Source organism: Paenalicyclobacillus ferrooxydans (assembly GCF_001399675.1).
Classification (GTDB): Bacteria; Bacillota; Bacilli; order Alicyclobacillales; family Alicyclobacillaceae; genus Alicyclobacillus_B; species Alicyclobacillus_B ferrooxydans.
In genome coordinates this window covers 76,257-102,363 of the sequence record NZ_LJCO01000030.1, presented here as the reverse complement: position 1 = coordinate 102,363, position 26,107 = coordinate 76,257, and the positions used below count along the sequence as shown (strand labels likewise).

Annotated in this window: 21 protein-coding genes; 5 read left to right on the top strand and 16 right to left on the bottom strand. The window is 51.1% G+C overall.

Annotated features, from left to right (window positions below):
• The first annotated feature begins 254 nt into the window (after positions 1-254).
• Positions 255-2,621, top strand: a complete 2,367-nt coding sequence (helD, locus tag AN477_RS06245) for an RNA polymerase recycling motor HelD (protein ID WP_054968307.1) — start codon at positions 255-257, stop codon at positions 2,619-2,621.
• 125 nt (positions 2,622-2,746) lie between these two features.
• Here helD and AN477_RS06240 read toward each other — a convergent pair whose 3' ends face one another.
• The 10 genes from AN477_RS06240 to AN477_RS06190 form a co-directional block, all read right to left on the bottom strand.
• Positions 2,747-4,438 (bottom strand): formate--tetrahydrofolate ligase, encoded by a 1,692-nt coding sequence (locus AN477_RS06240; RefSeq protein WP_054968306.1) that lies wholly within the window; start codon positions 4,436-4,438, stop codon positions 2,747-2,749.
• Positions 4,439-5,325: 887 nt separating this feature from the next.
• On the bottom strand, positions 5,326-6,582 hold the full coding sequence (gene dapG / locus AN477_RS06235) for an aspartate kinase (RefSeq protein WP_083486014.1): 1,257 nt from the start codon (positions 6,580-6,582) through the stop codon (positions 5,326-5,328).
• Between the two features lie 63 nt (positions 6,583-6,645).
• Positions 6,646-7,032, bottom strand: coding sequence for an ectoine synthase (locus tag AN477_RS06230; protein ID WP_054968305.1), 387 nt, complete (start codon positions 7,030-7,032; stop codon positions 6,646-6,648).
• The gene (ectB, locus tag AN477_RS06225) at positions 7,032-8,324 is read right to left on the bottom strand and encodes a diaminobutyrate--2-oxoglutarate transaminase (protein WP_054968401.1); all 1,293 of its coding nucleotides are present in this window, start codon (positions 8,322-8,324) and stop codon (positions 7,032-7,034) included. Before ectB ends, AN477_RS06230 begins: the two co-directional genes overlap by 1 nt.
• 128 nt (positions 8,325-8,452) lie before the next feature.
• Positions 8,453-8,980 (bottom strand): diaminobutyrate acetyltransferase, encoded by a 528-nt coding sequence (gene ectA, locus AN477_RS06220; RefSeq protein ID WP_054968304.1) that lies wholly within the window; start codon positions 8,978-8,980, stop codon positions 8,453-8,455.
• A gap of 484 nt (positions 8,981-9,464) precedes the next feature.
• Positions 9,465-11,072, bottom strand: a complete 1,608-nt coding sequence (locus AN477_RS06210) for a gamma-glutamyltransferase family protein (RefSeq protein WP_245631738.1) — start codon at positions 11,070-11,072, stop codon at positions 9,465-9,467.
• 28 nt (positions 11,073-11,100) lie between these two features.
• On the bottom strand, positions 11,101-11,988 hold the full coding sequence (locus AN477_RS06205) for an ABC transporter permease (RefSeq protein WP_083486013.1): 888 nt from the start codon (positions 11,986-11,988) through the stop codon (positions 11,101-11,103).
• A 1-nt stretch (position 11,989) separates the two neighbouring features.
• Entirely contained in the window at positions 11,990-12,943 is a 954-nt protein-coding gene (locus AN477_RS06200) for an ABC transporter permease (protein ID WP_054968302.1), read from the bottom strand.
• Positions 12,944-13,082: 139 nt separating this feature from the next.
• The gene (locus AN477_RS06195) at positions 13,083-14,678 is read right to left on the bottom strand and encodes an ABC transporter substrate-binding protein (protein WP_169787852.1); all 1,596 of its coding nucleotides are present in this window, start codon (positions 14,676-14,678) and stop codon (positions 13,083-13,085) included.
• Between the two features lie 65 nt (positions 14,679-14,743).
• On the bottom strand, positions 14,744-15,439 hold the full coding sequence (locus tag AN477_RS06190) for a GntR family transcriptional regulator (RefSeq protein ID WP_054968300.1): 696 nt from the start codon (positions 15,437-15,439) through the stop codon (positions 14,744-14,746).
• Between the two features lie 425 nt (positions 15,440-15,864).
• Between AN477_RS06190 and AN477_RS06185 the strand changes: the two genes are divergently transcribed.
• Positions 15,865-17,322 (top strand): amino acid permease, encoded by a 1,458-nt coding sequence (locus AN477_RS06185; RefSeq protein WP_054968299.1) that lies wholly within the window; start codon positions 15,865-15,867, stop codon positions 17,320-17,322.
• Between the two features lie 70 nt (positions 17,323-17,392).
• On the opposite strand, the gene AN477_RS06180 is transcribed toward AN477_RS06185, so the two are convergent.
• On the bottom strand, positions 17,393-18,658 hold the full coding sequence (locus tag AN477_RS06180) for an MFS transporter (RefSeq protein WP_054968298.1): 1,266 nt from the start codon (positions 18,656-18,658) through the stop codon (positions 17,393-17,395).
• Positions 18,659-18,926: 268 nt separating this feature from the next.
• On the opposite strand from AN477_RS06180, the gene AN477_RS25385 reads away from it, so the two are divergent.
• From AN477_RS25385 to AN477_RS06165, 3 genes are all read left to right on the top strand, one after another.
• Positions 18,927-19,136 (top strand): DUF3311 domain-containing protein, encoded by a 210-nt coding sequence (locus AN477_RS25385; protein ID WP_054968297.1) that lies wholly within the window; start codon positions 18,927-18,929, stop codon positions 19,134-19,136.
• 32 nt (positions 19,137-19,168) lie between these two features.
• Entirely contained in the window at positions 19,169-20,680 is a 1,512-nt protein-coding gene (gene mctP, locus AN477_RS06170; RefSeq protein ID WP_054968296.1) for a monocarboxylate uptake permease MctP, read from the top strand.
• A 168-nt stretch (positions 20,681-20,848) separates the two neighbouring features.
• A complete protein-coding gene (locus tag AN477_RS06165) occupies positions 20,849-22,393 on the top strand; it encodes a glycosyl hydrolase family 18 protein (protein ID WP_169787851.1) in 1,545 nt (514 codons plus the stop codon).
• Between the two features lie 55 nt (positions 22,394-22,448).
• Here the strand turns inward: AN477_RS06165 and AN477_RS06160 are convergent, their stop codons facing one another.
• The 5 genes from AN477_RS06160 to AN477_RS06140 form a co-directional block, all read right to left on the bottom strand.
• The gene (locus AN477_RS06160) at positions 22,449-22,979 is read right to left on the bottom strand and encodes a 2-oxoacid:ferredoxin oxidoreductase subunit gamma family protein (RefSeq protein WP_054968294.1); all 531 of its coding nucleotides are present in this window, start codon (positions 22,977-22,979) and stop codon (positions 22,449-22,451) included.
• Position 22,980: 1 nt separating this feature from the next.
• Positions 22,981-23,730: a thiamine pyrophosphate-dependent enzyme gene (locus tag AN477_RS06155; protein WP_054968293.1), complete on the bottom strand. Its 750-nt coding sequence runs from the start codon at positions 23,728-23,730 to the stop codon at positions 22,981-22,983.
• The gene (locus AN477_RS06150; RefSeq protein ID WP_054968292.1) at positions 23,731-24,804 is read right to left on the bottom strand and encodes a 3-methyl-2-oxobutanoate dehydrogenase subunit VorB; all 1,074 of its coding nucleotides are present in this window, start codon (positions 24,802-24,804) and stop codon (positions 23,731-23,733) included.
• Positions 24,805-24,818: 14 nt separating this feature from the next.
• Entirely contained in the window at positions 24,819-25,028 is a 210-nt protein-coding gene (locus AN477_RS06145) for a 4Fe-4S binding protein (RefSeq protein ID WP_054968291.1), read from the bottom strand.
• A gap of 94 nt (positions 25,029-25,122) precedes the next feature.
• Entirely contained in the window at positions 25,123-25,785 is a 663-nt protein-coding gene (locus AN477_RS06140; protein WP_054968290.1) for a hypothetical protein, read from the bottom strand.
• Between the last annotated feature and the right edge of the window lie 322 nt (positions 25,786-26,107).

The following is a 26,107-nucleotide window of genomic DNA, read 5'->3' as shown; positions in this document are numbered from 1 at the left end:
AATGTCCGAATCACGCGGATGTCGGCAAGATCAAAAAACACGCTCACCTTCTCAATACCTTCATTCAGGCATTGCGTGGGGCAGCGTGGTTCGATACAATGGAGACCTGCTCGAATATGTATTTACAAAACAAAGATACCCTATCTTATATTTACTGATATTATTGTAAGGCTTGTGCGCAGAGTTGTCAATACCCTGTGAGTACATCATCTGGAGTATAACGGAGTTCTGGGATCGGAGAGGGGCAAAGGTACTTGGAAACAGACAAACGAGAATGGAACGAAGAGCAAGAGCGTGTTGATGGTGTTGTCAAAGAGATCACCAAGCGAATCGGGTCGCTTCAGAAACGAGTAGAGGGTATCCAGTCCGATATCGTCGACATTCGCCGCGATTTCTGGGACGAAGTCACAGTCAACTTTGAGGACACTTTTGAAGCTGCAGAAACGATGGCCAGCATCCGGCAACAAGCAGAGGTCCTTTCTGAACAGGAACGGAGTCATCAGAACGCTCACCAACAACTGAAAACACTTGCTCGTCTGAAGCAATCACCCTACTTTGGCCGCATTGACTTTCGTGCGGAGAATGACAGCTTTCGCGAGTCTGTCTACCTCGGCATCAGTTCCTTTGTGGACTCAAGCGGAGACAACTATATGGTGCATGACTGGCGTGCACCTATCTCAAGCCTGTACTATGACTACCCGCCTGGACCGGCACAGTATCAAGCTCCAGACGGAGTTATCTCAGGGACTCTCGACCTGAAGAGGCAATATCTCATCCGGGAGAGCCGTATTTTAAGCATGTTTGACACCGGGGTTACCATCGGGGACGAAATCCTCCAGAAGGTCCTCGGTCAGCAAGCAGATACACACATGAAAAGCATTGTCTCAACGATTCAACGCGAACAAAACGCCGTCATCAGAGATACACGCCATCGGCTTTTGATTGTAGAAGGCTCTGCAGGCAGCGGAAAGACCTCAGCGGCGATGCAACGGATCGCCTTTCTCTTGTATCGGTACAGGGAACATCTCAAGGCAAACCAAGTCGTGATGTTCTCACCCAATCCCCTGTTTAGCAGCTACGTGGCGACCGTCCTTCCCGAACTTGGGGAAGAGAATATGCAGCAGACCACCTTTCCCGAATACTTGGAACGACCTGTCGGAAGGGCCTTTACCGTGGAAGACCCGTTTGAACAAATGGAGACCATCCTCACGACAAGCGGTGAGCCTGGGTACGAGACGCGTCTGGCTGGAATCCAGTACAAAGCCGGACTGGACTTTAAAGCTCTGTGTGACAAATACCTTTCCTGGCTTGGTACAGACGGATTTGTTTTCAAAGGACTCAAGTTCCGTGGCAAGGTCATTATGACAGGGAAAACCATCAAGCGGCAGTTCTACAGTTATGACAACTCCATCTCCATTCCAAACCGATTGCGTTTTTTGACAGAATGGATCCTCGAGCAATTAAAAACTGAGGCGACCAGGCACCTGAAGGCCAAGTGGGTGGAAGACGAAATTGAGCTGCTTGACAGTGATGCCTACCAAAAAGCGTATAACAAGCTCCGCCGAGAAGGTCACTACAGTGACAATAGCTTTGAGGATGCTGCCAAAGAGCGTGAGGCTCTTGCTCAAATGGTTCTTGATGACCACTTTGCACGGTTGAGAAAGGCTGTAAAACACCTGCGTTTTCTCGACGTTCCAGCCATCTATCGCCAGTTGTTCGCGAACCCGGAGATTTCTCTGCGCCTTGTCAAAGCTGCAGAATTACCAGCTGAGTGGACAGAAATCTGTAAATATACTGTTGCTCGTCTAGATGACAAGATTCTCAGTTATGAAGACGCCACACCTTACGTTTATTTGAAAGAGCAGTTGACGGGCATACGGCAGAACACATCGATTCGACATGTCTTTATTGACGAAGCACAAGACTATTCACCGTTTCAGTTCGCGAGCATTCGTCAGTTGTTTCCACATGCACGGTTGACCGTACTCGGTGACCCAAACCAAGCGATTCACGTTCACTCCATTGGTGAGGCCGATGCATTTGAAGATTTGTCGTCACTCTACCCGGACGGCGATACAAAGACCTATCGGTTCACCAAGAGTTACCGTTCTACGGAACAGATTGTGGAATTTACGAAGCACATCCTTCTAAACGGACAGTCTATTGATCCGTTCCACCGTCATGGACCAAAGCCGGCCCTCACCCGTGCTGAAGACAGGTATGAACTGATGCGGCAAGTCGCAGGACGTATCGACGAACTGAAAACGCGCAAACACCGCACCATTGCCGTTGTCTGCAAGACACAATCAGAGGCTGACGAGGTGCATCTCGATCTGCGCGCACTCGGCGTAGAAAATGAGACCGTGACACGACATACTTCCGCGTACCGTCCGGGAGTGATTGTCATCCCCGCGTATCTCGCTAAAGGGGTAGAGTTCGATGCGGTGATTCTATTTGACGCCTCTGATAAGCAATACAGTCGCGACCATGAACGAAAGCTTCTGTACACTGCCTGTACACGTGCGATGCACGAACTCTACGTTCATTATGTTCAAGTGAGAAGTCCGTTTCTCGACAACGTCCCAGAAGCAGCGTACGTGCTTGAAGAGATGCAGAGATAGCCGGCTGGCAAAACATAGAGCCCCAATCCTTGTTGGTTGGGGGCTCTATGAGTCGGCTTCAGTTCAGACTTACGGGCTCAGCTAAAACTCACACGTCAAAAGTAACAGTTCACACTGTACTGCTGTTAAAACAGTCCGGTAATGCTGCCGTCTTCATGGATGTCTATCTTGAGTGCAGTTGGCTCTTTTGGCAGCCCTGGCATGGTCATGATATCGCCAGTCAGGCAAACCAAGAACCCGGCACCGAGTGACGGTCTAATCTCCCGAATTGTAATTGTAAATCCTTTGACATCGCCGATTGCCTTCGCGTTATCCGAGAACGAATACTGTGTTTTCGCCATACAGACAGGCAGTTCATCCCAACCGTTGCGTTCACATTCGGCCATCTGCCGTTTCGCTTCGTCTGTAAACACGACGCCGTCCGCTTCGTAGACGTCTCTGCAGACCGCCTCAATCTTATCTTGAATCGACCCGTCCAATTCATATATCGGGTGAAATGTTTGATTGGAGTTTTCTACGGTTGAAATCACCGACCTAGCCAACTCAACCCCGCCGTTCCCGCCTTCCGCCCAGACATTCGTCACAGCGACCGGAAATCCGTGTTCCTTGCAAAGCGTCTGAACGAATTCTATCTCCGCTTCAGTGTCTGATGTAAAGCGGTTTAAGGCAATGACGAAAGGTACATTCGCCCGTTCCACAATCCGCACATGATGCTCCAGGTTGGCAAAACCATGTGCAATCGCATCAAGGTTTTCTTTGCCAAGTTCACGCCTCGCTACTCCACCGTGGTATTTGAGCGCCCGCACCGTAGCTACAATGACAGCTGCATTCGGATGAAGGTCGCCTTTGCGACACTTAATATCAAAAAACTTCTCCGCACCGAGATCAGAACCAAAACCAGCCTCCGTGACAACATACTCACCGAGCGTGAGTGCCATGCGAGTCGCCGTCAAACTGTTGCAGCCGTGCGCAATATTTGCGAACGGACCGCCATGAATGAGTGCCGGTGTATTCTCCAGTGTTTGTACTAGATTCGGGTGAATGGCGTCCTTAAGTACCGCAGCCATCGCCCCTTCAACGTGCAGGTCTCGAACGTAGATTGGCTGCTTATCATATGTGTAGCCAATCAGAATTTTCCCGAGCGCTTCTTTCAATTCCTTCAGGTCTTCAACCAAACAGAGAATAGCCATGATTTCAGAAGCAACGGTGATATCAAAACCGCTCTCTCTTGTGACGCCGTTGGTCCTCCCGCCAAGACCGATGACAATCTGACGAAGGGCCCTGTCATTCATGTCGAGGACGCGTCTCCAGACCACACGTGCCGGATCCAAGTTGAGGGCATTTCCCTGGTACAGATGGTTGTCAATGACCGCAGCGAGCAGGTTGTGTGCTGTTGTGATGGCGTGAAAGTCACCGGTGAAATGGAGGTTAATGTCTTCCATCGGTACCACCTGCGAGTACCCGCCTCCCGCAGCTCCGCCCTTCAAGCCAAAGTTTGGCCCAAGAGATGGTTCCCGCAATGCAGCAATGGCCCGTTTGCCGACTTTGTTCAAGGCTTGCGCTAATCCCACCGTCACAGTAGACTTTCCTTCTCCCGCCGGCGTCGGACTCATAGCGGTCACCAGAACCAGTTTTGCTTCGGCAGTTTTCGGATGGCGATTCCTTGCGGCTAGGTCAATTTTTGCCTTATTTCGACCGTAAGGGATAATGTCCTCCTCTCTTAGGCCGAGCTTCTCAGCGATCTCGCCGATGGGAAGCAGCCGAGCCGCTTGGGCGATCTCGATGTCACTTTTTACGATTTCGGTTTCACTCTTCATGGGTACATGCCACCTTTGCCAAAGAGATCGGCTTGTCGCTGATCCTTTCCTTCTCTGTTCCTTTCCTTCTCTGTTCCTTTCCTTCTCTGTTCCTTACCTTCTCTGTTCCTTTCCTTCTCTGATCCTTTCCTTCTCTGGTTCCTTACCTCTATGTTGACATCTTCATCTTAGACGAACAAGTTTATGAAAACGCGTACATTTGCCCTATAGGGACCCCTTCTCACAAAATTTTCACATCACGAAGATCCGCTGTTACGATATGAATCCAGCGCAGTCCGCAAAACGACAGCCCGGGCATCCGATTGTTAGTCGGTGTCGCCGACTAAGCCAGGGCGACTCGGGACCCATCGGGCACGCTTAGTCGCTCCCACCGACTTAGCTGGGGTCTTCGCGGTCCATTAAGTCGCTCCGAGCGACTTAACTCCTCATTTTTTGCAGCTTAAGTCGGTGTCGCCGACTAAGCCATGGCGACTCGGGACCCATCGGGCACGCTTAGTCGCTCCCACCGACTTAGCTGAGGTCTTCGCGATCCGTTAAGTCGCTTCGAGCGACTTAACTCCTCATTTTTTGCAGCTTAAGTCGGTGTCGCCGACTAAGCCATGGCGACTCGGGAACAATCAAGCTTGCTTAGTCGCTGCTACCGGCTTAACTCGGGCGGAAGTCTGGATGAGGAGCAATTTTCTTCATTTCTCCTCCTTATGTCGCCTCGGGAGACACAGAACAAAAAATTTAAGACTAAGGAAAGTCGAGGAAGCCCCGAAAATCGTGGCTTCCTCGACAGTTCTAGCAATTGCTTTTGACTTTGCATGGAATCATCTACTGAACGTGCTGCCTTGTCTTCTCTTGATTGTCCTATGTCCGTTTGCTGTTTATGCTGTCATGTGTGTCTACAACAATGAAGCACCTGCCATGAGCTTTGGAGTCAGTGGAAAACGGGCCACATCATCGCATTGACGTATCAGTTTGTTGTGCAGTTCGCAGACAGCGGACTCCATATCAGATTTTCTGACCAAGAGCCTGATTGTGGATTGATAGTCTGCAGATTGGAGCACCTCTATGTTTTTTGAGACCAGCGTCTCGAGGATACTCCCCATCAATCCTGAAATCTCATCCAACTTTGTACCGACAACAGACACCCGAGCACAATCGTGAATCAACTTGAAATGCTGACCGAGCTGAGTCAGGCTTTGTGCAACCGAATCAGCATGCATTGCTGGCAACGTGAATGACACTTGCATCGGTGAGGAAAGTACAAAACCCGGTTGAACACCACAATCTGCGACCGCTCTAAACACCACCTGCTGGGCATCCGCGACGGCGCCGACAGATACCTGTACAAGGTCTGTGCGATACGTAATGCCGATAACAGTCCCATTACAACGTTTACTGTCCTCAATACACTGCAGGGAGGAGACAATCCTCGTTCCAGGCAAATGATTTCTCGTATTTCTCACGACCATAGGCGTGTTGTTTTGCATCGCCACCTCGACTGCTCTTGGGTGGATGACCCTCGCTCCTTCCCAAGCGAGACTGCACGCTTCTGTATAGGTCAGCTGCGGCAGCAAGGCAGCGTGCTCAACCAATCGGGGGTCCGCGGTCAACACTCCGTTTACGTCTGAGAATATCTCTACACGGTCAGCATCGAGTGCAGTCCCCAGTGCCGCAGCCGTGGTATCACTTCCCCCGCGTCCGAGTGTTGTTACATTCCCGTCTTCCGTGTACCCTTGAAACCCCATCACAATGACCACGTCGTGTTTTTCTAATTCCATTCTTAGGCGCTCCGTCTGAACCGATTGAATTCTTGCATCCCCATACTGGTCGTCAGTGAGAATGCCGGCCTGGTTCCCATTCAAAACGGTTACGCCCAACCCTCTTGTACCTAGCTCTGAAGAGAACACGACTGCGGATATCGCTTCACCGCAAGACAGCAGAACGTCGAGATCTCTGTCATCAACAGAGCCGCTTTCAACCAGTCCGAGCAGTTCATCGGTGGCATACGGGTTACCTTTACGTCCCATGGCTGACACAACGACAACGACTCGGTAACCTTCGTCAACAGCGTCAACAACATGTTCCGCTGCTTGCCTGCGAACTTCAGCGGACTGGACGGAGGTGCCGCCGAACTTTTGAACAAGAACCTTCACACTTGTGCACCCTCCCGATAAACCAGTTTACTCGTTCTTCACAGATGTCCTTCCCCTGTTCACCTACTCAGTCAGCAGCGGATACGCACCCTCTTCATCATGCGTCTCACGGCCCGTTACGGGCGGATTAAACACGCAGACCATGCGGACGTCTGTCTTTGGCCGGACGATATGACGCTCGTTTCCATTTAAGACGTACAGTGTTCCCGGAGCGAGCTGATATGTTTTACCGTTCACAAGGTCCTCAAGCTCTCCCTCACCTTCAATACAGTACACGGCCTCAATGTGATTCTTGTACCACATGGTCGTCTCAGTTCCGGCCTTCATGATGGTGTCGTGCAAGGAAAACCCGACCTGCTCCTTAGCGAGGAGAAGTCGACGACTGGTCCATGTGTTCCCCTTCACGTCCTCAGTGGTGCCTATGATGTCTGCCAGTTGTTTTACAATCATTAAATAACCTCCTTGGCTGCTGCTTTGGCGCTGTCTGCGAGTATAGCCAAACCCTGATGCAAGTCTTCTGAATCAATGGTCAGTGGAGCGAGCAGCTTTACAACCTCGCTCTCTGCACCTGAGGTCTCTATCACCAAGCCGCGTTCAAACGCGCGAGCAGTGATCTTCTCAGCCAATCCAGGTACGCCGCATTCAAGACCGTAAGCCATGCCGCGACCGCGAACACGTCCATGTAGAGCAGGTATAGACTCAACCATATCCATCAAGAAGTCACGAATGGTCTTTTCGTTACTTAACGTGACTTTCGAAAGCCTGTCATCCCTCCAGTACAGGCGCAATGCCTCAGTACCGGTCACGAATGCCGGATTGTTGCCTCGAAAGGTACCGTTGTGTTCCCCTGGCTCCCAGGCGTCGAGTTCAGGCTGGAACAATGTCAATGCCATGGGAAGCCCGTAGCCGCTGATGGACTTTGACAGGCATACAATATCTGGTATGATCCCGACGGCCTCAAAGCTGAAAAACGGACCCGTTCGTCCGCATCCCATCTGAACATCGTCGACAATCAGCAGAATCTCCCTCTCACGACAGAGGTTGGCCAGCCGTTGCAGCCACTCCACTCCCGCTACGTTGATGCCGCCCTCACCTTGTACGGTCTCAACAATAACAGCTGCAGGCAGCTCCAGACCGCTGCCTTTGTCATCTAGCATGTGTTCAAGCAACGCTATGCTATCGAGTCCTGTTTCAAGGTAGGAATCGTAGGGCAAAGAAACTGCGTTAGCGAGGGGGATGCCGGCTCCTTGGCGCTTAAAGCCATTACCCGTCACGGATAACGACCCGAGCGTCATTCCGTGGAAAGCGTTCGTGAAGCTGACAATAGTGGAACGACCCGTAACTTTTCGGGCCAGTTTCAGGGCGCTCTCCACGGAATTGGTACCAGTCGGGCCTGGAAACATAACCTTGTAGTTTAGATTTCGCGGCTCCAAAATGATGTCGTGAAACACCTGCAAGAACTCCGCCTTCGCCTGGGTCCCCATGTCGAGTCCGTGCGTGATTCCATCCCGGCCAATGTAGTCAACAAGTGAGCGTTTGAGGGTATCGTTGTTATGCCCGTAGTTCAGAGCCCCGGCTCCAGCGAAAAAATCGATGTATTCTTTCCCCTCTGCATCCCACAACCGAGCACCTTTTGCTCTGTCAAATACGGTTGGGAAACTTCGGATATAGCTTCGTACCTCAGACTCGTAGCGTGAAAACACGTCGATGGACGTCGTTGGTGCTTCGGCAATGACCTTCATTTGCAGCATCAAGCCTCCCATATTCAGCAATTTATTACATAGTCAGCAGACAAACTTTAACTACGGGCCAATGCCATGATCGCGCTGCCCAGTTTGCGTACCTCTTGATCCGTTTCTCGTTGGTCTTGTTATGAACGGAAAGGGCCGATGCGGAAAATTCGTTCGGGTTCGTGGTTGTTCCTAGGAAACAACTCTGTCCCCATTACGCCTGTCACCTTTAGTTCTGTTGCAAGGTCTCTCGCAAGCCGCTGGAACATGGCTTGAGACGGCGCGTTGCTCGGGGAAACTGTGGTCTCGACATAATGTACATCCTGACATACGGGTCGGTTGAGAAGTTTCTCTAACATCGATGTACCGATCCCCAGTCCCCGTGTGCTTTTTGCTACGGCGACCTGCCAGATAAACAGCGTCTGTGACCGATTCTCCGGGATAAAACCGGATACAAAACCAATGACTTGGCCATGTCGTTCCGCAATCATACATGTTTCCTGAAAGTATGAAGAGAGCATGAGGTAACAATACGAAGAATTGAGGTCAAGAACCTGTGTGTCACGTACAAGTTCCCACACAGCCGTTCCGTCTTCCAGGCGGGGTTTTCGAAAGTGCACCTCAGACAAGGGGAATACAACAGGAATTTCTTGATTTCGAACACTCATGAAGGATTCGCGAACTACCTGAAGGTTTAGATAAACCGCTGCATAATTACATACTCGCAATATGGGTGCGAATATAGGCAGGTATTCTGGTGGGTATTCTGGTAGGTATTCTATTGTACAGCCTTCAGTAGAAACCGTTCGCCCAAATCCACCTCACTTTCCTGCTGTTCTGGATGTCTTCTTGCTTACATCCAACAGCGAATTGACTGGGTGATTCGTACTCAGTTTGCCGGACATCACGCTTTCGTGCAAGTTCTGGAATGCAGGGTGAAGTGTGGTCAGGAGCGTGCTCCTCAGCTGACGGGTGCTCTGCTGAATCATCCACCTGATTCCTTCCGGATCCACCCGAATCCACAACCACGTTTCCTGACTTCGACAAAAAGCTCGGATTCCAAGGCTTATCCGTCACAAAACGAGAATAAGACCTCGGATTCCGAGCGCAGCTAACTATCCTTATATCTCTAACAAGATATCTCTATATCTCTTACCAGGCGGCGATATGGCCGTCCGTTCGCGGTTCCGTACCTCCGGCGAGACTACCGTTTGGCATCCGTACAATGATCTGTCCACGCCCAAAACTTCCGCCCTCGTTGGCAATTTGGATCTGATGACCCATCCGAGCTAACTGTTCAGCGATATGCGCAGGCACTCCCCGTTCCAACACGACATGTTTTCCATCCATCCACTGCCACCGCGGCGCATCGAGCGCTGCTTGCGGGTTCATATGGAAGTCCAACATATTCGACACGACTTGCAAGTGGCCCTGCGGTTGCATGAAACCGCCCATCACGCCAAACGGACCTACAGCTTCTGTGCCCTTTGTGAGGAATCCTGGGATAATCGTATGGTAGGTCTTTTTGCCAGGTGCAAGGGCGTTCACGTGATTCGGGTCAAGCGAGAACGTATGTCCGCGGTTCTGCAGTCCGATTCCTGTGCCTGGCACCACAATCCCGGATCCGAATCCCATGTAGTTACTTTGAATAAATGAGACCATGTTTCCTTCACCGTCTGCGGTCGCCAAGTAAACTGTACCGCTGCTCGGAAGTTTCCCTGGTTCAGGGAGAAGCGCTGTGTCTGTAATCAGTTTTCGGCGCTCTGCGGCAAACTCTGCAGACAGCAGGTCTTTGCTCGAAACACGCATGGAACGCGGATCCGTCACATAGTGTTTTCCATCCGCAAAGGCGAGCTTAATCGCCTCGATTTGCCTGTGGTAGGTTTGATAGGTTTCACGGTCGGTAAAATCATAGCCAGAAATAATATTGAGTGCCATCAGAGCGACGATACCCTGTCCGTTGGGCGGAATCTCCCAAACGTCATAACCCCGATAGTTAACGGAGATCGGATCGACCCATTCCGGGTGAAAGGAAGCGAGATCGGACAATCTGAGATAGCCTCCGTGTTTGCGGGCATGGGCGTCAATCCGCTCTGCCAGCTCCCCTTCATAAAACGCACGGGCATCTGTTTCTGCGATCGCCTGAAGGGTCCGAGCGTGATCGCGAAGTCGTACGACATCTCCTGGATTGGGACCTTTCCCATCCTGTGCGAATGTATCAAACCAGCCTTGGTACTCTTCACCGTGAAACATCTCAGCGAACCGTTTGGCCGATGCTTGCCAGCCGCGGGCCACCGTTGGGGCCACAGCATGCCCCTCCTCCGCCAATTCAATCGCTGGCGCAAGGACTTTGGTGAGCGGCAGCTTACCGAATTTCGCAACTAGCTCAGCCCAAGCCGCCGGTGCACCCGGCACTGTGACTGGTGTCCAGCCGAATGTCGGCATCTCACTATGGCCAGCCTCTTTTACAGCTTCAATGGAGATCCCTGCAGCAGAAGGCCCGCTTGAATTCAGGCCATGCAGCTTTCCCTTCACCCAGACGAGAGCAAACGCGTCTGCGCCAATTCCGTTAGCAGTCGGCTCCACGACAGTTAAGGCAGCAGCCGTCGCAACGGCAGCATCAATCGCATTGCCCCCCTGAGCGAGAACGGACAACCCCGCTTGTGCCGCGAGAGGGTGCCCAGTCGCCACCATGCCGCGATTTGCATAAACGACGGTTCTGCGTGAAGCGTAAGGATAATTCCATGCATCAAAGTTCATCAGGCTGGTCTCCTCTCCCAAATCAAACCTAGTTGCGCCGTCGTGGATCAAGCCACCGCTGTAGTCCATCCCCTAGGAGATTAAACCCAAGTACAGCGATCGCAATCGCAAAACCAGGTGCAAGTGCCAACCATGTGGCTTGACCCATGTAACCCTGTGCGTCATGCAGCATTGTACCCCAACTTGATGTCGGCGGCTGAACACCCAGACCAAGGTAACTTAAGCTTGCCTCGGCGACAATACCACTTGCCATCGCCAGCGTGGTTTGCACAATCAGTGGTGTGAGCGTATTGGGCAGAATGTGTTTCCACATGATCCGCCAGTCACTCGCACCTATCATACGCGCGGCACTGATAAACTCCTTCTCAAGTTCTCCGAGCACTTGCCCGCGAACAATACGGACAAAGATTGGCACGTAGCCGACACCAATAGCTATCATAGCATTCCGTTCCCCAGGGCCCAACATCGCTGCAAGTACCAGTGCCAATATTAAAAACGGGAAAGCCTGCATCGCGTCCACAATGCGCATGATAATCCAGTCATCCACGAAACCCCGGTAGAACCCGGAGACAAGTCCGACCGGCACGCCAATCACCAGACCGACGATGAGTGCCCCCAACGACACCACCATAGATGTTCTGGCACCCATTAGAATGCGGGCGTATTCATCTCGCCCCAGTTCATCGGTACCTAACCAATGGTGCGCGCTTGGCGCTTGCAGGATACCGTTCGTGTCGATTGCATTTGGGCCATACGGGCTTAGGAGTGGTGCAAAGATGGCCGCCAACAATACAATCAAAACTACGCCGCCGCCAATGATGAGAGGTCGATTTCTCCACAGAGCATACCAGCGATTTCTCTTTCGAACTGCCTTCTGTGGTTTCGGACTGTTCTCGATCCCGCTCGCGAGTGCCATCTTAGGACTTCCCCCTTTGCAAGCGGATCCGCGGGTCCATCAGCCCGTACACCAAGTCGACCAACAGATTCACGACCACAACAAGCAATGCAGCAATCAAGGCACAGGCCTGCACAGTGGTGTAGTCGCGGCTAAACACGGAATTTACAAGCAGGGAGCCAAACCCCGGCAGGGAGAATATCTCTTCGGTGATGACCAGGCCGCCAAGCAGTCCCGCTATCTGCAGACCTCCTGTCGTAATCACCGGAATCATCGCGTTTTTAAGAGCATGGCGAACAATCACAGTCCATCCACGCAGACCTTTTGCCCGAGCTGTGCGAACAAAATCGTGGTCAATCACATCCAGCAAACTGGAACGAAGCATCCGCAACAGCACTGCTGCCTCGCGGATCCCTGTGGCAACCATCGGTAAAATCATCACGGATAGATTTTGGCCAGGGTTCTTCCAAATCGGCACATAGCCGGAGGAAGGGAACAGATGGATTTTGACCGTAAAAAACAGCAAAAACAAAATACCGATCCAAAACGGGGGTACCGACAGCCCGATGGTGGAAGCGATTAACGCTGTAAAGTCCTCCCACTTGTCCCGCTTGACCGCTGCAAGAATGCCGAGTGGAAACGAGATTAAAAACGCAACAATGACGGTTCCAATCGCCAGTTCTACGGTGACTGGGAGACGTTGCATAATCAACGTAGAAACCGGGGTGTGGTCGAGCAGAGAGTATCCCAAGTTGCCTTGTAAGATCATCCCCAGCCAGTGAATATACTGCATGGGCAAAGGCTGATTGAGGCCCAATTGTGCGCGCAGTGCCGCTAACGACTGCGGAGTGGCATCCTGGCCAAGAATAATCTGAGCGGGATCGCCCGGAATCAGGTGGATGAGACTAAATACCATAACGCTGAGAAAGAAAAGTACCGGAATCATAATGATAATGCGCTTTGCCACGTATGCCATGAACGCTTAGACCCCCTTCTTGCTGGAACTTGGCTGGCTCAGAAAGTGGGACAAGCCGCCTCTGCATGCCTTCCTGCATGCAAGGCGGCCATGCTCCACATGACGAAATCTATTCTTGTTGGCGCCGTAAGTCTCAGCTTTATGACAGTGACAATTCACGAAGGCGGAATACCCCGTCGGGATACGCTTGGAATCCTTGAAGGTTTTTCGAGTATGCATAGACGTTGTTTGGATAGTACAAGAAGATGTAAGGATCTTGTTTGTGCATCTCAACCATGAATTGGTCGTAGAGTTGCTTGCGTTGGGACATGCTGGATACTGTGCGTGCTTGTTGGAGAAGGTTGTCTACCACCGGATCGCTAAAGTTTGATCCGTTGTCTGGCGCACCCGTGTGCCAGAAGTTGTAGGAATCCTGGTCTGGGTCGACACGTCCCGACCAACCGAGTGCTGATGCCTGGAAGTTATGGTCGGTGTTGTTAGACAATAAGGTTCCAAACTCCAACTGCTGAATCTTCATCTGAATGCCATCCTGAGCCAGCATTCCTTGAATCAACTGGGCAACCTGACCCGAGATAGGATCCGACGCAGTTTGGAAAGTAAAGCTGAATCCCGTTGGGTGACCGCCTTCCTGCAGATACTTCTTGACCAATGCATTATTAGGTGCAGGAGGAGTGTCTACCTTTGGATCATAAACTGGCGAAGCCGGACTAAACGGGCTCCACCCAGGCGATGCCTCGCCCTTGAAGACCACGTTAACAATTGCCTGACGGTTGATGGCCGCATCGACAGCTTCACGCAAGTACTGGTTGTTGAATGGTGCTTGGGACGTATTCAGATAGAATCCCTGATAGCCAAGACCGGCTGTATTCGAGACAACGTAGTTTGAATTTGCCTTAATCGAACTCAGCTGTGATGCTGGTACTGAATCGATCAGTTGCACGGCTCCGCTCTCCAAATTGGTCAATTCTACGTTTGGATCGGTGAAGATCTTGTAGACGACCTTTTGAATTGACGGGGCACCTTGCCAGTAGTTATCGTTGGCAACGAGTGTAAGATGGTCACCCTTGACCCGGTCTTTGAACTTGTATGGGCCGGTTCCAACTGGCTGGTTTGCGTAATTTGCCCCCTCCTTCTGTACTGCAGTTGGGGACACCATCATGCCGGAACGCCCTGACAGGATGCCAATCAAAGGACTGAAGGGTTTTTTCAGGTGGAGCACGACTGTGTTGCTGTCCGGTGTATCAATCGATGTGATATCACTGAGCTGTGCTTTTCTTGCTGAATCGGGCTGCATATAGCGCTTGAGGTTAAACTTCACAGCAGCAGCGTTGAAGTCAGTGCCATCCTGGAATTTGACACCCGTCTGCAAGTCCAGCGTCACTGTCAAGCCGTTAGATGAGACATTCCATTTCTTCGCGAGGCCCGGCCCATACGATCCGTTTGGTTGGAGTGCAACCAGCGTGTCGTAAATATTAAGCATGATTTGGCGGTCAACCAAAGCTGTAGAGAGCATCGGGTCGAGTGTCGGCGGATCGGCTTGCAACCCAATGTTCAGCGTGCTGGACGAAGAAGTTGAACTCGTGGTCTGATTTGTCGCACCGCTGTTCCCCGTGGTCCCTCCACTTGAATTGTTACTCGAACTGGTTGCTCCTCCACATGCGGTCAGCGCACCCATTGCAATTAACACTGCAGCAGCCATAACACTTGTACGTGCTCTTTTCAGTGCTGTCTTCAATCCTTTTTCCCCCTCTGCGATCATTTGCTCAGTTTCCTCTCCCACTACCGGCGACCCCGTTGATTTCACGTTAGAGACAACAGCGTTTGGGATTCGATAACATTTAAATCCTTTTTGATGTGGTCAAACATCGCTGCTTGTGCTCGTACCGGATCACCCTCCTTCATGGCCTGATAGACTGCGATGTGTTCCTGCAGAATATTGGTCTGTCGATTGTTTATGTTCAGGACGAGTAAGCAGTAGTACTGAATCAGGTCAGATACTTGCTCGAGAATTCTTACAAATCTTGTGTTATTTGACATGACCCAGACGGTGTGATGGAACTCTGAGTTTAATGAAAGCAACCTGTTGAAATCCCTGTTTTCAAGCGTCTGACGTGTCTGATGAATGTTCGCCTCAAGGATAGACAGGTGGTGTGTCGCGTCCTTTTCGAGACCCTTTCCATGGTCTCTGATGCAGGCATTCTCCGCGGCCTTTCGCGTCGCCATCGGCTCCAGCGCAAGTCGAAGGTCATAGAGCTCATACAAGTCGTGAACCGTGGGCTGAAAAACATATAATGCCCCGTCCTGATCAACCACCAGTTGTTCATTGATCAGCAGTTTCATCGCCTCTCGCACAGGACTTCGACTGACCTGCAGGTGATTCGCCAATTTTGTCTCAACAATTTTTTCACCGGATTGCATCTGACCAGAGAGTATCGAATCACGAACGTACCTGTACACTTGTTCAGAGAGTGGTTGTGATCGATGTATCGTGTCCAACGGTACTCTCCCCTTCATTACATCAGGTGACCCATCCATGAAGTGCCCATCTGCAGCGGATTTCTATTTCCGATATTAGACAGGCTGTTCAGGTTGCAGTCGACCGTCGACGGTCGACCCATCGAAATAGTAGGTTCATTATAAGATCCACTTTTCTGAAAGATCAACCTATTTCGTAATATGTTATTTTCGGTTGGGAGAACATGAAAGGAATGACTCAATTCCCCTGTTAAAAGCCTCCATAAAGGGATTTTTCCTGTGTACAACCTCGATTTCCAATCATTGTTCACGCACTTTATCCTATTAACGTTGAAACGTATTGCACTGTGCAAACGGTTGTTGTAAAGTGAACCGCGGCTCAAAAAATATCATTCGTTGGTATTTTTGTATGCCCACGCCTTCGCGAACTCAAGGAGGATGACATCATGAAAAGCAGCATTGGTAAGGGCAGCAACCTGGGACTATGGTTACTGACGGCTCTTGTCGTCGGGAACATGGTCGGATCTGGTATTTTTATGCTCCCTCGGTCTCTCGCACAAGTCGCTGGTCCCGCAGGCGTTCTCTCAGCATGGCTGCTGACAGGCGCCGGTGTTCTGATGCTTGCCTTGGTCTTTGGAAATCTGGCCATTCGCAAGCCTGAGCTGAGCGGCGGGGTACAGATGTACGCAAAGTCACTGTTTCGGGAAAATTCGCAGTCGTCTACGTTAGCGGGGTACATCGTTGCTTGGGGCTATTGGGCAGCCAATGTAGCCGGTAACGTTGCCATCTTAACGACCTTTGTCAGTTACTTGTCAACCTTCTTTCCGATTATGACCAGCTCTGCAAACCTGTTTACCATCGCAAACTACCCAGTTAAGGTGGGCAGCTTCATCTCCTTCCTGGTTTGCTCGGCGCTGCTCTGGTTAACGCACAGCTTGATTCTGCGCGGCATCGAAGAGACTGGCAAAATGAACTTTGTCGCTACTGCAGCGAAGGTCATCGGATTCCTCATTTTCATCTGCTTCACATTGTTTGCCTTTGAGAAATCCAACATGCTCCCGCTCATTCAACCGCGTCTTGACAGCAATGGTGTGCATGTCGGGTTGCTTGGTCAGATCAACAATGCAGCTGTAACAACCCTGTGGGCTTTCGTTGGAATTGAATCTGCCATCATGTTCTCCGCACGCGCCAAGAATCAAAAAGACGTGAAACGAGCGACCGTTCTCGGTCTCATTATCAGCGTCATCATTTATATAGGAATTACGCTTTTGGTAATGGGAAGTCTGAACCAACACGAACTGGTGAATGCGGACAAGCCTTTAGTTGACGCGTTGATGAAGGTGGTCGGACCTTCTGCAAGTTACGTCATGGCAGGATTCGATTTGGTTTCGCTCGCCGGGACCACCATTGGCTGGATCTTCTTGAGTGCGGAGGCACCGCACCAAGCTGCGAAGCAAGGGCTTTTCCCACCAGTGTTCGGTAAGGCCAATCGAAAAGGGGTTCCCGTTTGGGCCCTCACCATTACAAACTCTTTGTCTCAACTGTTTATCTTCTCTGTCATTTCGAACACCATTAACAATGCTTTCAACTTTGTCATGTTGGTCGCAACCCTGTCGTATCTTGTTCCTTACGCAGTATCCGCCATCTATCAGCTGAAGCTTGTCATCTCAGGCGAAACCTACGAAAATGGCAAAGGTCGAGTGACCGATGGCATCATTGCTGCACTCGGTACCCTGTACTCGCTTTGGGTGATTAAAGCGGGGACATCTGATATGAAGACTTTTTTATTTGGTGTCGGCATGCTGGTTGTGGGACTGATTCTATATCCCTTTGTGCGCAAACGGCGGGACAGGGTTTCTTCTCAACAGACCCACGTGAACGGTGTTTTACGGGAACAAGGTTGACAAAGCAGCTCAGTGAATGAGGATCTATCAGGACGACGAATGGGGCTGTCTGAGCGACAGCCCCATTTGATTACGACTGCAGTGAGTTTTCCGAACTTATCACAGCTTCGTGCAGCGGTTGGCGAATCAAAAGTGTCGTAAGCACAGCAAATACAGCCATGGCAATCGTGACAGCACCAAGCATTGGCCCCAAACCAAAACTGCCAAAGATGGCCCCTCCGGCCATGGGTCCGAGGCCGCTCCCCATAAACAATGAGAAGGCGAACACGGACATCGCGGTACCTCGTGCTCCAGGCAGAAGGTCGGTCGCGTACGTCTGAAGTGTTGAATGGCAGTAGCTGAAACCATACCCGAGGAGTACAAAGGCGATGGTGAGTCCGATGCTGCTGCGCCAACTCCATACAATCGCAAAAGCCAGAGTCATCAGCCCAGCACCGGCCACCGGCATGAAACGGGTATCCAAGTGGCGAAGGACCACAGAGATAGTACGACTGCCAATGAACGCGCCGACACTGTAGGTTGCCGTCAAAAGCCCAACGACCAGATACGAGAGATGAAGCAACGATACACCATAGACACCAAGGAACGTAAAACCAGCGAAAAAGACAAATCCTTCAAACAAAACCAGTCCGTAAATGAGCCAAGACCTTTGCCCAGAAAAAAGTTGTCGATAACGCAACCGCAAACTGGCACGCGGCCGCTGACCGACAGAATCGTTTGCCGCCCCACTCAGCCGCTCGTCGGGCATGCTCAGGTCAGTGAGTTGCTGGTTACTGTTTTTTTGCCGCAGAAGCCCGAGGAGTGTAGGGAGTGCAGCAACCCCAATGATCATAAACAGGTAGCGGTAGCTGAGAAACTGGGCGAGCAACCCGCCTATCACAATCCCTAGTGCTTGACCGGAAGTCGACAGGGACATAAAAAAGGCAATTGCACGCGGACGATCCGTCAATTCAAACAGATCACCAATCTGCGCGAGCGTGGTCGGGATAATTCCTGCAGCAAACATTCCAGTCAGAAACCGAAACAGGAGCAACCACGCAAAAGTATGAACAAAACCACAAATGACGGTCCCAATTGCGAACAGTCCCATGGCAATCAAAATCGTTTTGACCTTTCCAATACGGTCTGCGAGCGGGCCATAGACCAGTTGAAACAGCCCATACGGAATGGAATATGCACTCACCAGAAGTGCAGCCGTGGCTGTGCTGACATGTAAGGCAAGCGCCATCGCAGGCAGCATCGGGGCAATCGCTCGATTGTCGGCGTTGACTAAAAATCCTCCAAGCCCCATTCCCCACAGAAGCCCGCGCCTTCCGTCCTTTGAACGACTTCCCATTTGGTTGAGACTCCTCTCCAGCTAGTTTGACCTAGTGAATGAACGTATCATCGATTTGCGAGCTCCGTCAACTACACTGTCCGTATGGAAATCAAACGAAAATCGCTGAAAAGCTGTAAAACAATGCGCAGATGAGTGGCCAGATGTCCTTCACTGCAAAATTTAATGGGTTTATTAGATTTCTCGATAAATTTCGTTGACAAGAATCAATCCTTCTATAGAATCGTATTTATTCAACAATTTTGATTATACGAAAGGGGATATAACCTTGGAAGACAGCGCAGCGAAGAAGAAAGGCAGCCGTTGGTGGTACCTCCTCGTCTTGGTTCCACTCATTGGCACACTCTTCCCGTCGATGTACTCTTCGGTCAATCCGAAGCTATGGGGGATTCCGTTCTTCTACTGGTATCAAATGATGTGGGTTATTATCAGTGCAATTCTGACCTCCATCATGTATCTGGCACTCAAAGAGAATTAAAAACAACCTTATGAAGGAGGATTGGGAACCTCATGAATTGGAGTGCGCTTTCTGTATTTATCATTTTCTTCCTGTTGGTTACGGTTCTCGGATTTGTGGCTGCCAAGTGGCGTCAGGGAGACCTCAACCACATTGAGGAATGGGGACTTGCCGGACGGCGCTTCGGCACCATAGTGACCTGGTTTCTCGTCGGTGGTGACCTTTACACTGCTTACACGTTTATCGCTGTACCCGCTCTCATGTATGGCGCAGGTGCACTGGGATTTTACGCAGTCCCTTACACCATTGTCGTATATCCAATTTTCTTTATGATTCTGCCGCGTTTTTGGTCTGTTGCAAAGAAGCACGGTTATGTAACCGCTGCCGATTTTGTCGAGGGTCGGTTTGGTTCTAAATCACTGGCGCTTGCTATAGCTGTTACAGGCATTGTCGCAACCATGCCGTATATTGCGCTTCAGCTCACCGGTATGCAAGCGGTCCTTGCTGCGATGGGGCTCGGCGGTGACTGGCCATTGATTATTGCCTTTATCATTCTGGCACTATATACCTATACTAGTGGTTTGCGTGCTCCTGCCATGATTGCTGTTGTAAAAGACCTGATGATCTACATTACCGTCATCGCTGCCATCATCATCATTCCCGTAAAGCTTGGTGGATTTGGTCACATCTTCACTGCAGCACAGGCCGCTCTTGCAACGCATAAACCTCCCGGCGCTTTCGTAGCTTCGCCAAAGCTGTTCATGCCGTACGCTACCTTGGCTTTTGGGTCCGCACTCGCCCTTTTCTTGTATCCACATGCAATGACAGGTGTTTTTAGTGCGAGCAGCCGCAAGGTCGTGAAACGAAACATGGCTTTATTACCGGCGTACTCATTTGCACTCGGTATCATTGCACTGCTCGGTTTTATGGCACTCGCAGCAGGTATTCATACCAAGGCCACCTCTGCAGCGGTACCGCTGTTGTTCCTCAAAGAGTTTCCAGCCTGGTTTGCTGGATTTGGATTTGCAGCGATTGCCATTGGCGCGTTGGTTCCTGCGGCCATCATGTCCATCGCGGCTTCGAACCTGTTTACACGCAATATCTACCGAACCTACTTTAAAAAGAACGCCAGCAACAAACATGAAGCCAGTGTAGCGAAGTTTGTCTCCTTGGTGGTCAAAGTCGGCGCACTCGTCTTCATTCTTGGGTTCCCGCAACAATACGCTATCGCCATGCAACAGGTTGGCGGCATATTGGTACTGCAGACCTTGCCGGCACTGATTTTCGGTCTTTACACGCGCTGGTTCCACCGGAGGGCCCTGTTAATTGGATGGGCTGTGGGTATTATCTACGGGATCTATATGTGGGGGACGACAGGTTACAAGTCTACCACTTACGCTCTGCACCTGTTCGGCCACGTTTACGCGGCCTATGCTGCAATTTGGGCTGTAATTTTGAACATCATTGTTACGGTAGTACTGAGCGTCATCTTCAACGCCATCAAGGTAAATCAAGGTGAAGACCGGACGCATGCGTCTGATTACCATCTCGAAGTTGAGGCGTAAGTTCACAGACAAAATCCTGAAAGTGCCCCGTTTCCGCCATGCGGAGATGGGGTATTTTTATCACCGTGGATACCCTTAATTTGGATTTTCAACCAACAATCTTATAGATTTTACGGCGTGGATTCCTGTTACGATGGTGGTAATTCTACATAGGAAATGGTGAGTGTTTTGCGTGTCGGAAAACATGCCCGAAAAGTCCCAAAGAAGAAAAAGCTTGCATACATAGCAACTGCAGCCGCAACACTCGTCCTCGCGACTGGCCTCAGTGCAACACTGTCCCAAGGTTATACCCCGTGGGCCCATGCTGCGATTGGCCCCTTCACCCAGCATCAAAAAGCCATCGAGCTGAATACCCAGTTACTCTCGCAACCCTACGGATTTGTGGCCCTTGACGGAGGAATCCCAACGACCTACATGCCCATCTGGTATGTTGGAAAAGCGCTTGAGGCAGCTGGCATTACTCAATCATGGGATGGCGCTTCGCAGACCTGGACACTGAGCATCCCATCGGGCACTGCTCCATCCGGAATCACGCCAAACTTTCCGATCGGCAACGGCAATGCGAAGATTGTCGTCAATGGCCAGTTACTCAAGCAACTCAATACCTATGTCGCCCGCGATCCGTTAGCTGGACCCCACGCCCAACAAACGGTTTACATGCCGATTTACTACATCCAACTGATTTTGCGTGCAGCCGGGATACCTTCCGAGTGGGATGGTCATACCTGGAAGCTGTTGATGCCAGCAAACCCAGCCTCGTCAACATCCGATAGTGGAACGCATGAACTGTTTGGGTTTGTCACTCACTACGGCAACAGTGCGTCATCTTTGAATGATTTGGAGTCCCACCCACAGGTTCAGGCCTTCAGTACGTTCACCCACTCCATCACATCTACGGGCGGACTGACAGGTACTGTATACACTGACGCAGAGTCATATGCTGCACTCCATCATCTCAGCGCTTACATCACGGTAAACAACTACGACGATTCACTCAGCAACTTTGACGGAACAATGGCCCAACAACTTCTGCAAAACCCGACAAACAGCACTACGTTAATCAACAATATCGTGCAACTGGTTCAAGGCACCTCGTTTGCGGGTGTAAATATGGACTTCGAGATGCTGCCCTCAAGTGCTGGGTCATCTTACGTACAATTTCTCGGCACCCTGCAGCAACGTTTGCATGCGATTGGAAAGCAACTCAATGTCGACCTCCCGGGTGTGACACGGGCTGGCAGTGCGTACAACTATGCAGCCATTGGAAAAGTTACCGACGGGGATATTATCATGGCCTATGACTACTCGTATCCCGGAGGCCCTCCTGGAGCGATTGCTCCAATATGGTGGGTAAAGCAGGTACTCGACTATACAGTCAGCGCAATTCCGGCGAACCAGGTTCTGCTCGGGATTCCTATGTACGGATACGATTGGCACAATGGGACGACAACCGCACTCAGTCTTCCCGCCATTGACGCACTCATCCGTTCACAATCCATCACGCCGAAATGGGACGGTACCGATGATGCTCCCTATTTCACCTACACATCGGGTTCTATCACGCATACCGTTTATTATGAAAATGCTACAAGCATTGCCGACAAACTGGCACTTGCTAAGAGTTACAACCTGCAGGGCGTGTCACTGTGGCATATGGATCTAGAAAACAGCTCCGTTTGGAATGCCATCTCAGCATACGCAAATCAGCCCTAAGCGCACAATGGCTCACCTGTCATATCCGTCAGGTGAGCCTCGTTTTCGCTCTTTGTCAGAAAGAAAAATCGCACCCATGAACGATGGCCGATTCATTCAGCTCGTAAAATTGTTGCTTCCCATGACGCTGAATGGCATGGAGCAGAGTCTCCACAGGTACGACCTGAGTCATCTTAATTAGCGCACCGAGAAGGACCATGTTGGCAACTTTTTTGTTGCCAAGCCGCTCAGCAATGCTCTGCGCCGGAATCCCAACAGGCTCGATGTCCTGCCGAACAGGAGAGCGATTGACGAGATCACTGTCAAGAATCAGCAGACCGTTCTCTACCAGGGCAGGTTCAAACTTATCGAGTGATGGTCGATTCATGACCACCAACGTCGTCGGTGTTGTCACCACTGGCGATCCGATGGTATTTTCCGTCAGGATCACTGAACAGTTCGCTGTTCCCCCGCGCATCTCAGGACCGTACGAAGGCAGCCAAGAGACATTCAACCCCGCCTCCATACCCGCAAAGGCGAGAAACTTTCCCATCGACAGAATGCCTTGTCCGCCGAAACCAGCGAACACGATTTCCTGACCCGTCATTCTACTCACTCTCCTTGGTCTTATCCTTCTTGACCCCGAGCGGGTAGTAAGGGAGCATGTGATCACGCAACCAATCCATGGATTCCTGCGGCGACAAGCCCCAGTTCGTCGGGCAGATGGACAGCACCTCAACCAGGCTGAATCCAATCCCCTCGATTTGGCACTCAAACGCCCTTTTGATAGCCATTTTCGCCTTGAGAACGTTTTTTACACTGTCTACAGAGACACGTTCCACGTAAGCGGCACCATCAAGTGTAGAAATCATCTCCGAAACTCGAATCGGAAATCCGGCTATGTTGGTATCGCGCCCATACGGGGAGGTTTCCGTGACCTGCCCAGGCAACGTCGTTGGGGCCATTTGCCCGCCCGTCATACCGTAGATTGCATTGTTGACAAATACAGTGGTAATCTTCTCGCCCCGCGTGGCTGCATGGACAATCTCGGCGGTACCGATGGCAGCGAGATCACCATCCCCTTGGTACGTGAAAACCACACTGTCTGGCTTGGCCCGTTTGACCCCGGTTGCAACTGCGGGTGCCCTGCCGTGGGCAGCTTCAAACACGTCGCAGGCGAAGTACTCAAAAGCAAGGACAGAGCACCCGACTGGTGCAACGCCAATTGCCTTATCGAGCACGCCAAGCTCCTCAAGGACCTCCGCCACCAGTCTATGCACGATCCCATGTGTGCATCCCGGGCAGTAATGGGTCGGTGCGTCCGTGAGGCCTCTTGGTTTAGTAAATGTGATGGGCATCTACTTCACCCCCTGGTAGATCATCTGTTTGACGCGTTCGAGAATGTCCTTCGGGTGCGGGACCATCCCGCCCATCCGACCATAGAACGCTACAGGCTGTCGCCCATTCACCGCTAAGCGGACGTCCTCCACCATTTGTCCAGCACTCATTTCAACCGTGAGGTAGCCGAAGTGCGTTCGGTCTATCGTTTGTTCGAAGGCTTCAGTCGGAAATGGCCACAAGGTGATGGGACGTACAAGCCCAAGCCGAATTCCATCTCTCTCGGCATCGCGAATCACATTTTTGCAGATACGCGCAGTAGTGCCGTAAGCGACGATCATGAGGTCATTGTCTCGATCACACTCAAACAGCTCATACCGTGCCTCATTCTCCCGAATCCGCCGGAATTTTTCCTGAAGATGAATATTGTGGTTTTCCATATCCTGTGGATCGAGGTAGAGCGAGTTGATGACGTTGTGCTTCGCTCTGCCGTGCAAGCCTGTTGCAGCCCAATCTTTCTCCGGTACAGCCCTTGGTGTCCGCAGGACGAACTCTACGGGCTCCATCATTTGGCCGAGCATGCCGTCTCCCATCATCATGCAGGGCGTTCGATACAAGTCGGCAACATCAAATGCATCCTGAATCAAATCAACCATCTCTTGAATGGAAGAGGGTGCATAGACCGGCATGTTGTAGTCGCCGTGCCCGCCGCCTTTCGTCGCCTGAAAATAGTCAGACTGCGCAGGCTGAATGCTGCCAAGCCCTGGCCCCCCGCGAACAATGTTGATGATTAAACAGGGCAGTTCAGCCCCGGCAATATAAGAGATCCCCTCAGACATCAAACTGATTCCCGGGCTTGAGGATGACGTCATAACACGAGCCCCGGTACCTGCGGCACCATAAATCATATTGATTGCAGCAACCTCGCTCTCGGCTTGTACGAAGACGCGGTTTAGTTTCGGCATCTGCTTTGCAAGGTACGCTGCCAGTTCCGTCTGCGGGGTTATCGGATAACCAAAAAAGCACTGGCAGTTCGCTCGAATTGCTGCCTCACCAATCGCTTCGGTACCCTTCATGAGAACCTTTTCCCCCACGGTACTCCCTCCTCTCATGGAACTACTTCGATGGCTACATCCGGGCACATCATGGCGCAGAACGTGCAGGCAATACACTTTTCCATATCTCCATCAGGAACAGTTGCAGAATGATAGCCTTTCGTGTTCAGCCGTTCGGAAAACTGAATGATGTGCTTGGGACAGACATCGATACACAGCCCGCAGCCTTTGCAGATGTCTTCTCGAAACGTCACCTGAGCCATACCAGCCACCCCCTTTCCAAGGGTTGCACTTGCCTGACTCCCATGGAAACCTTGCACATGCCAGAAGGCCATCTACAAACCTACATGAATTCGCTTACATCCACGGAGGTTTCATGAAGATCTGAATACCGAAAACAGGGGCTTTGGTTTTCCCTGTGACCTCTGAGCGCAGATTCGATGTACAGACCGTAAAAGCATGAGGCAGCTGTAATTTGTCCGCTATCTCTGCGACAAACTGATCCCCCGCAAGCACATCTGCGACAGTCGTTTCTAACGACATGTTTGTGTTTGAAACCAGGTGTGTCACACGAAGCCTAGATGCAGCCTGAATCTGATTCATGTAGTCGAGAACAGCTTCCTTTGTTGCCGTAAGCGGTCGATGTTGGTTGATAACAAAATACATGTCGTACGGTTCTGCCCGAAAATGCCGCCCGAATTGCCCAAGCGCCACACTTCCTAAGTCATCACCACCAACATCCATCACTACTTCGTACGTCTTGTCATTGAATACTGTATTGATTTCGGGGGGAATCACGGACAGTTCCGCGTTGGAGAGACTCGTTTCTGCGGAGATCACACGAATACCGTTTTGCTCTAGAACCTCTTTTACATCTCGAGAGCAGAAGTATGGGTTTACGATATCGAGATCGGCTAAACAAACCCGTTTTTGTTGACCTGCCAGCCAAAGTGCATAGTTCAGTGCAGTTTCAGTCTTGCCGCTCCCAAAGTGTCCGGTGAACACCCGTATCCTCGCCATAATGCCACACCCCTCCCGCCTGCTGGCTGAAAGGAAAAGCCTTTGTCCCTGCTTGACAGCTTGCGTCTGGCACGGTCATAAGGCTTCAAGACTTCCCCATCACAGAATAGTGCTTTGATGAGTCGGAAATATATAGCACGTTTGGTCCAACTCAGGGAGCAGTAAGAAATAGTTCAAAAGGGTCATCAAGGTCAGTCAACAACTCGATCGATATCTCTCACAAGCCCAGCGCACCGTTTGGCCTGCCTGAACCTTTGCCAATGCGAATAGTCCATCCAAAATCATCCTCGCTCAAGGGATTCACCTTCAACAAAACAAACAT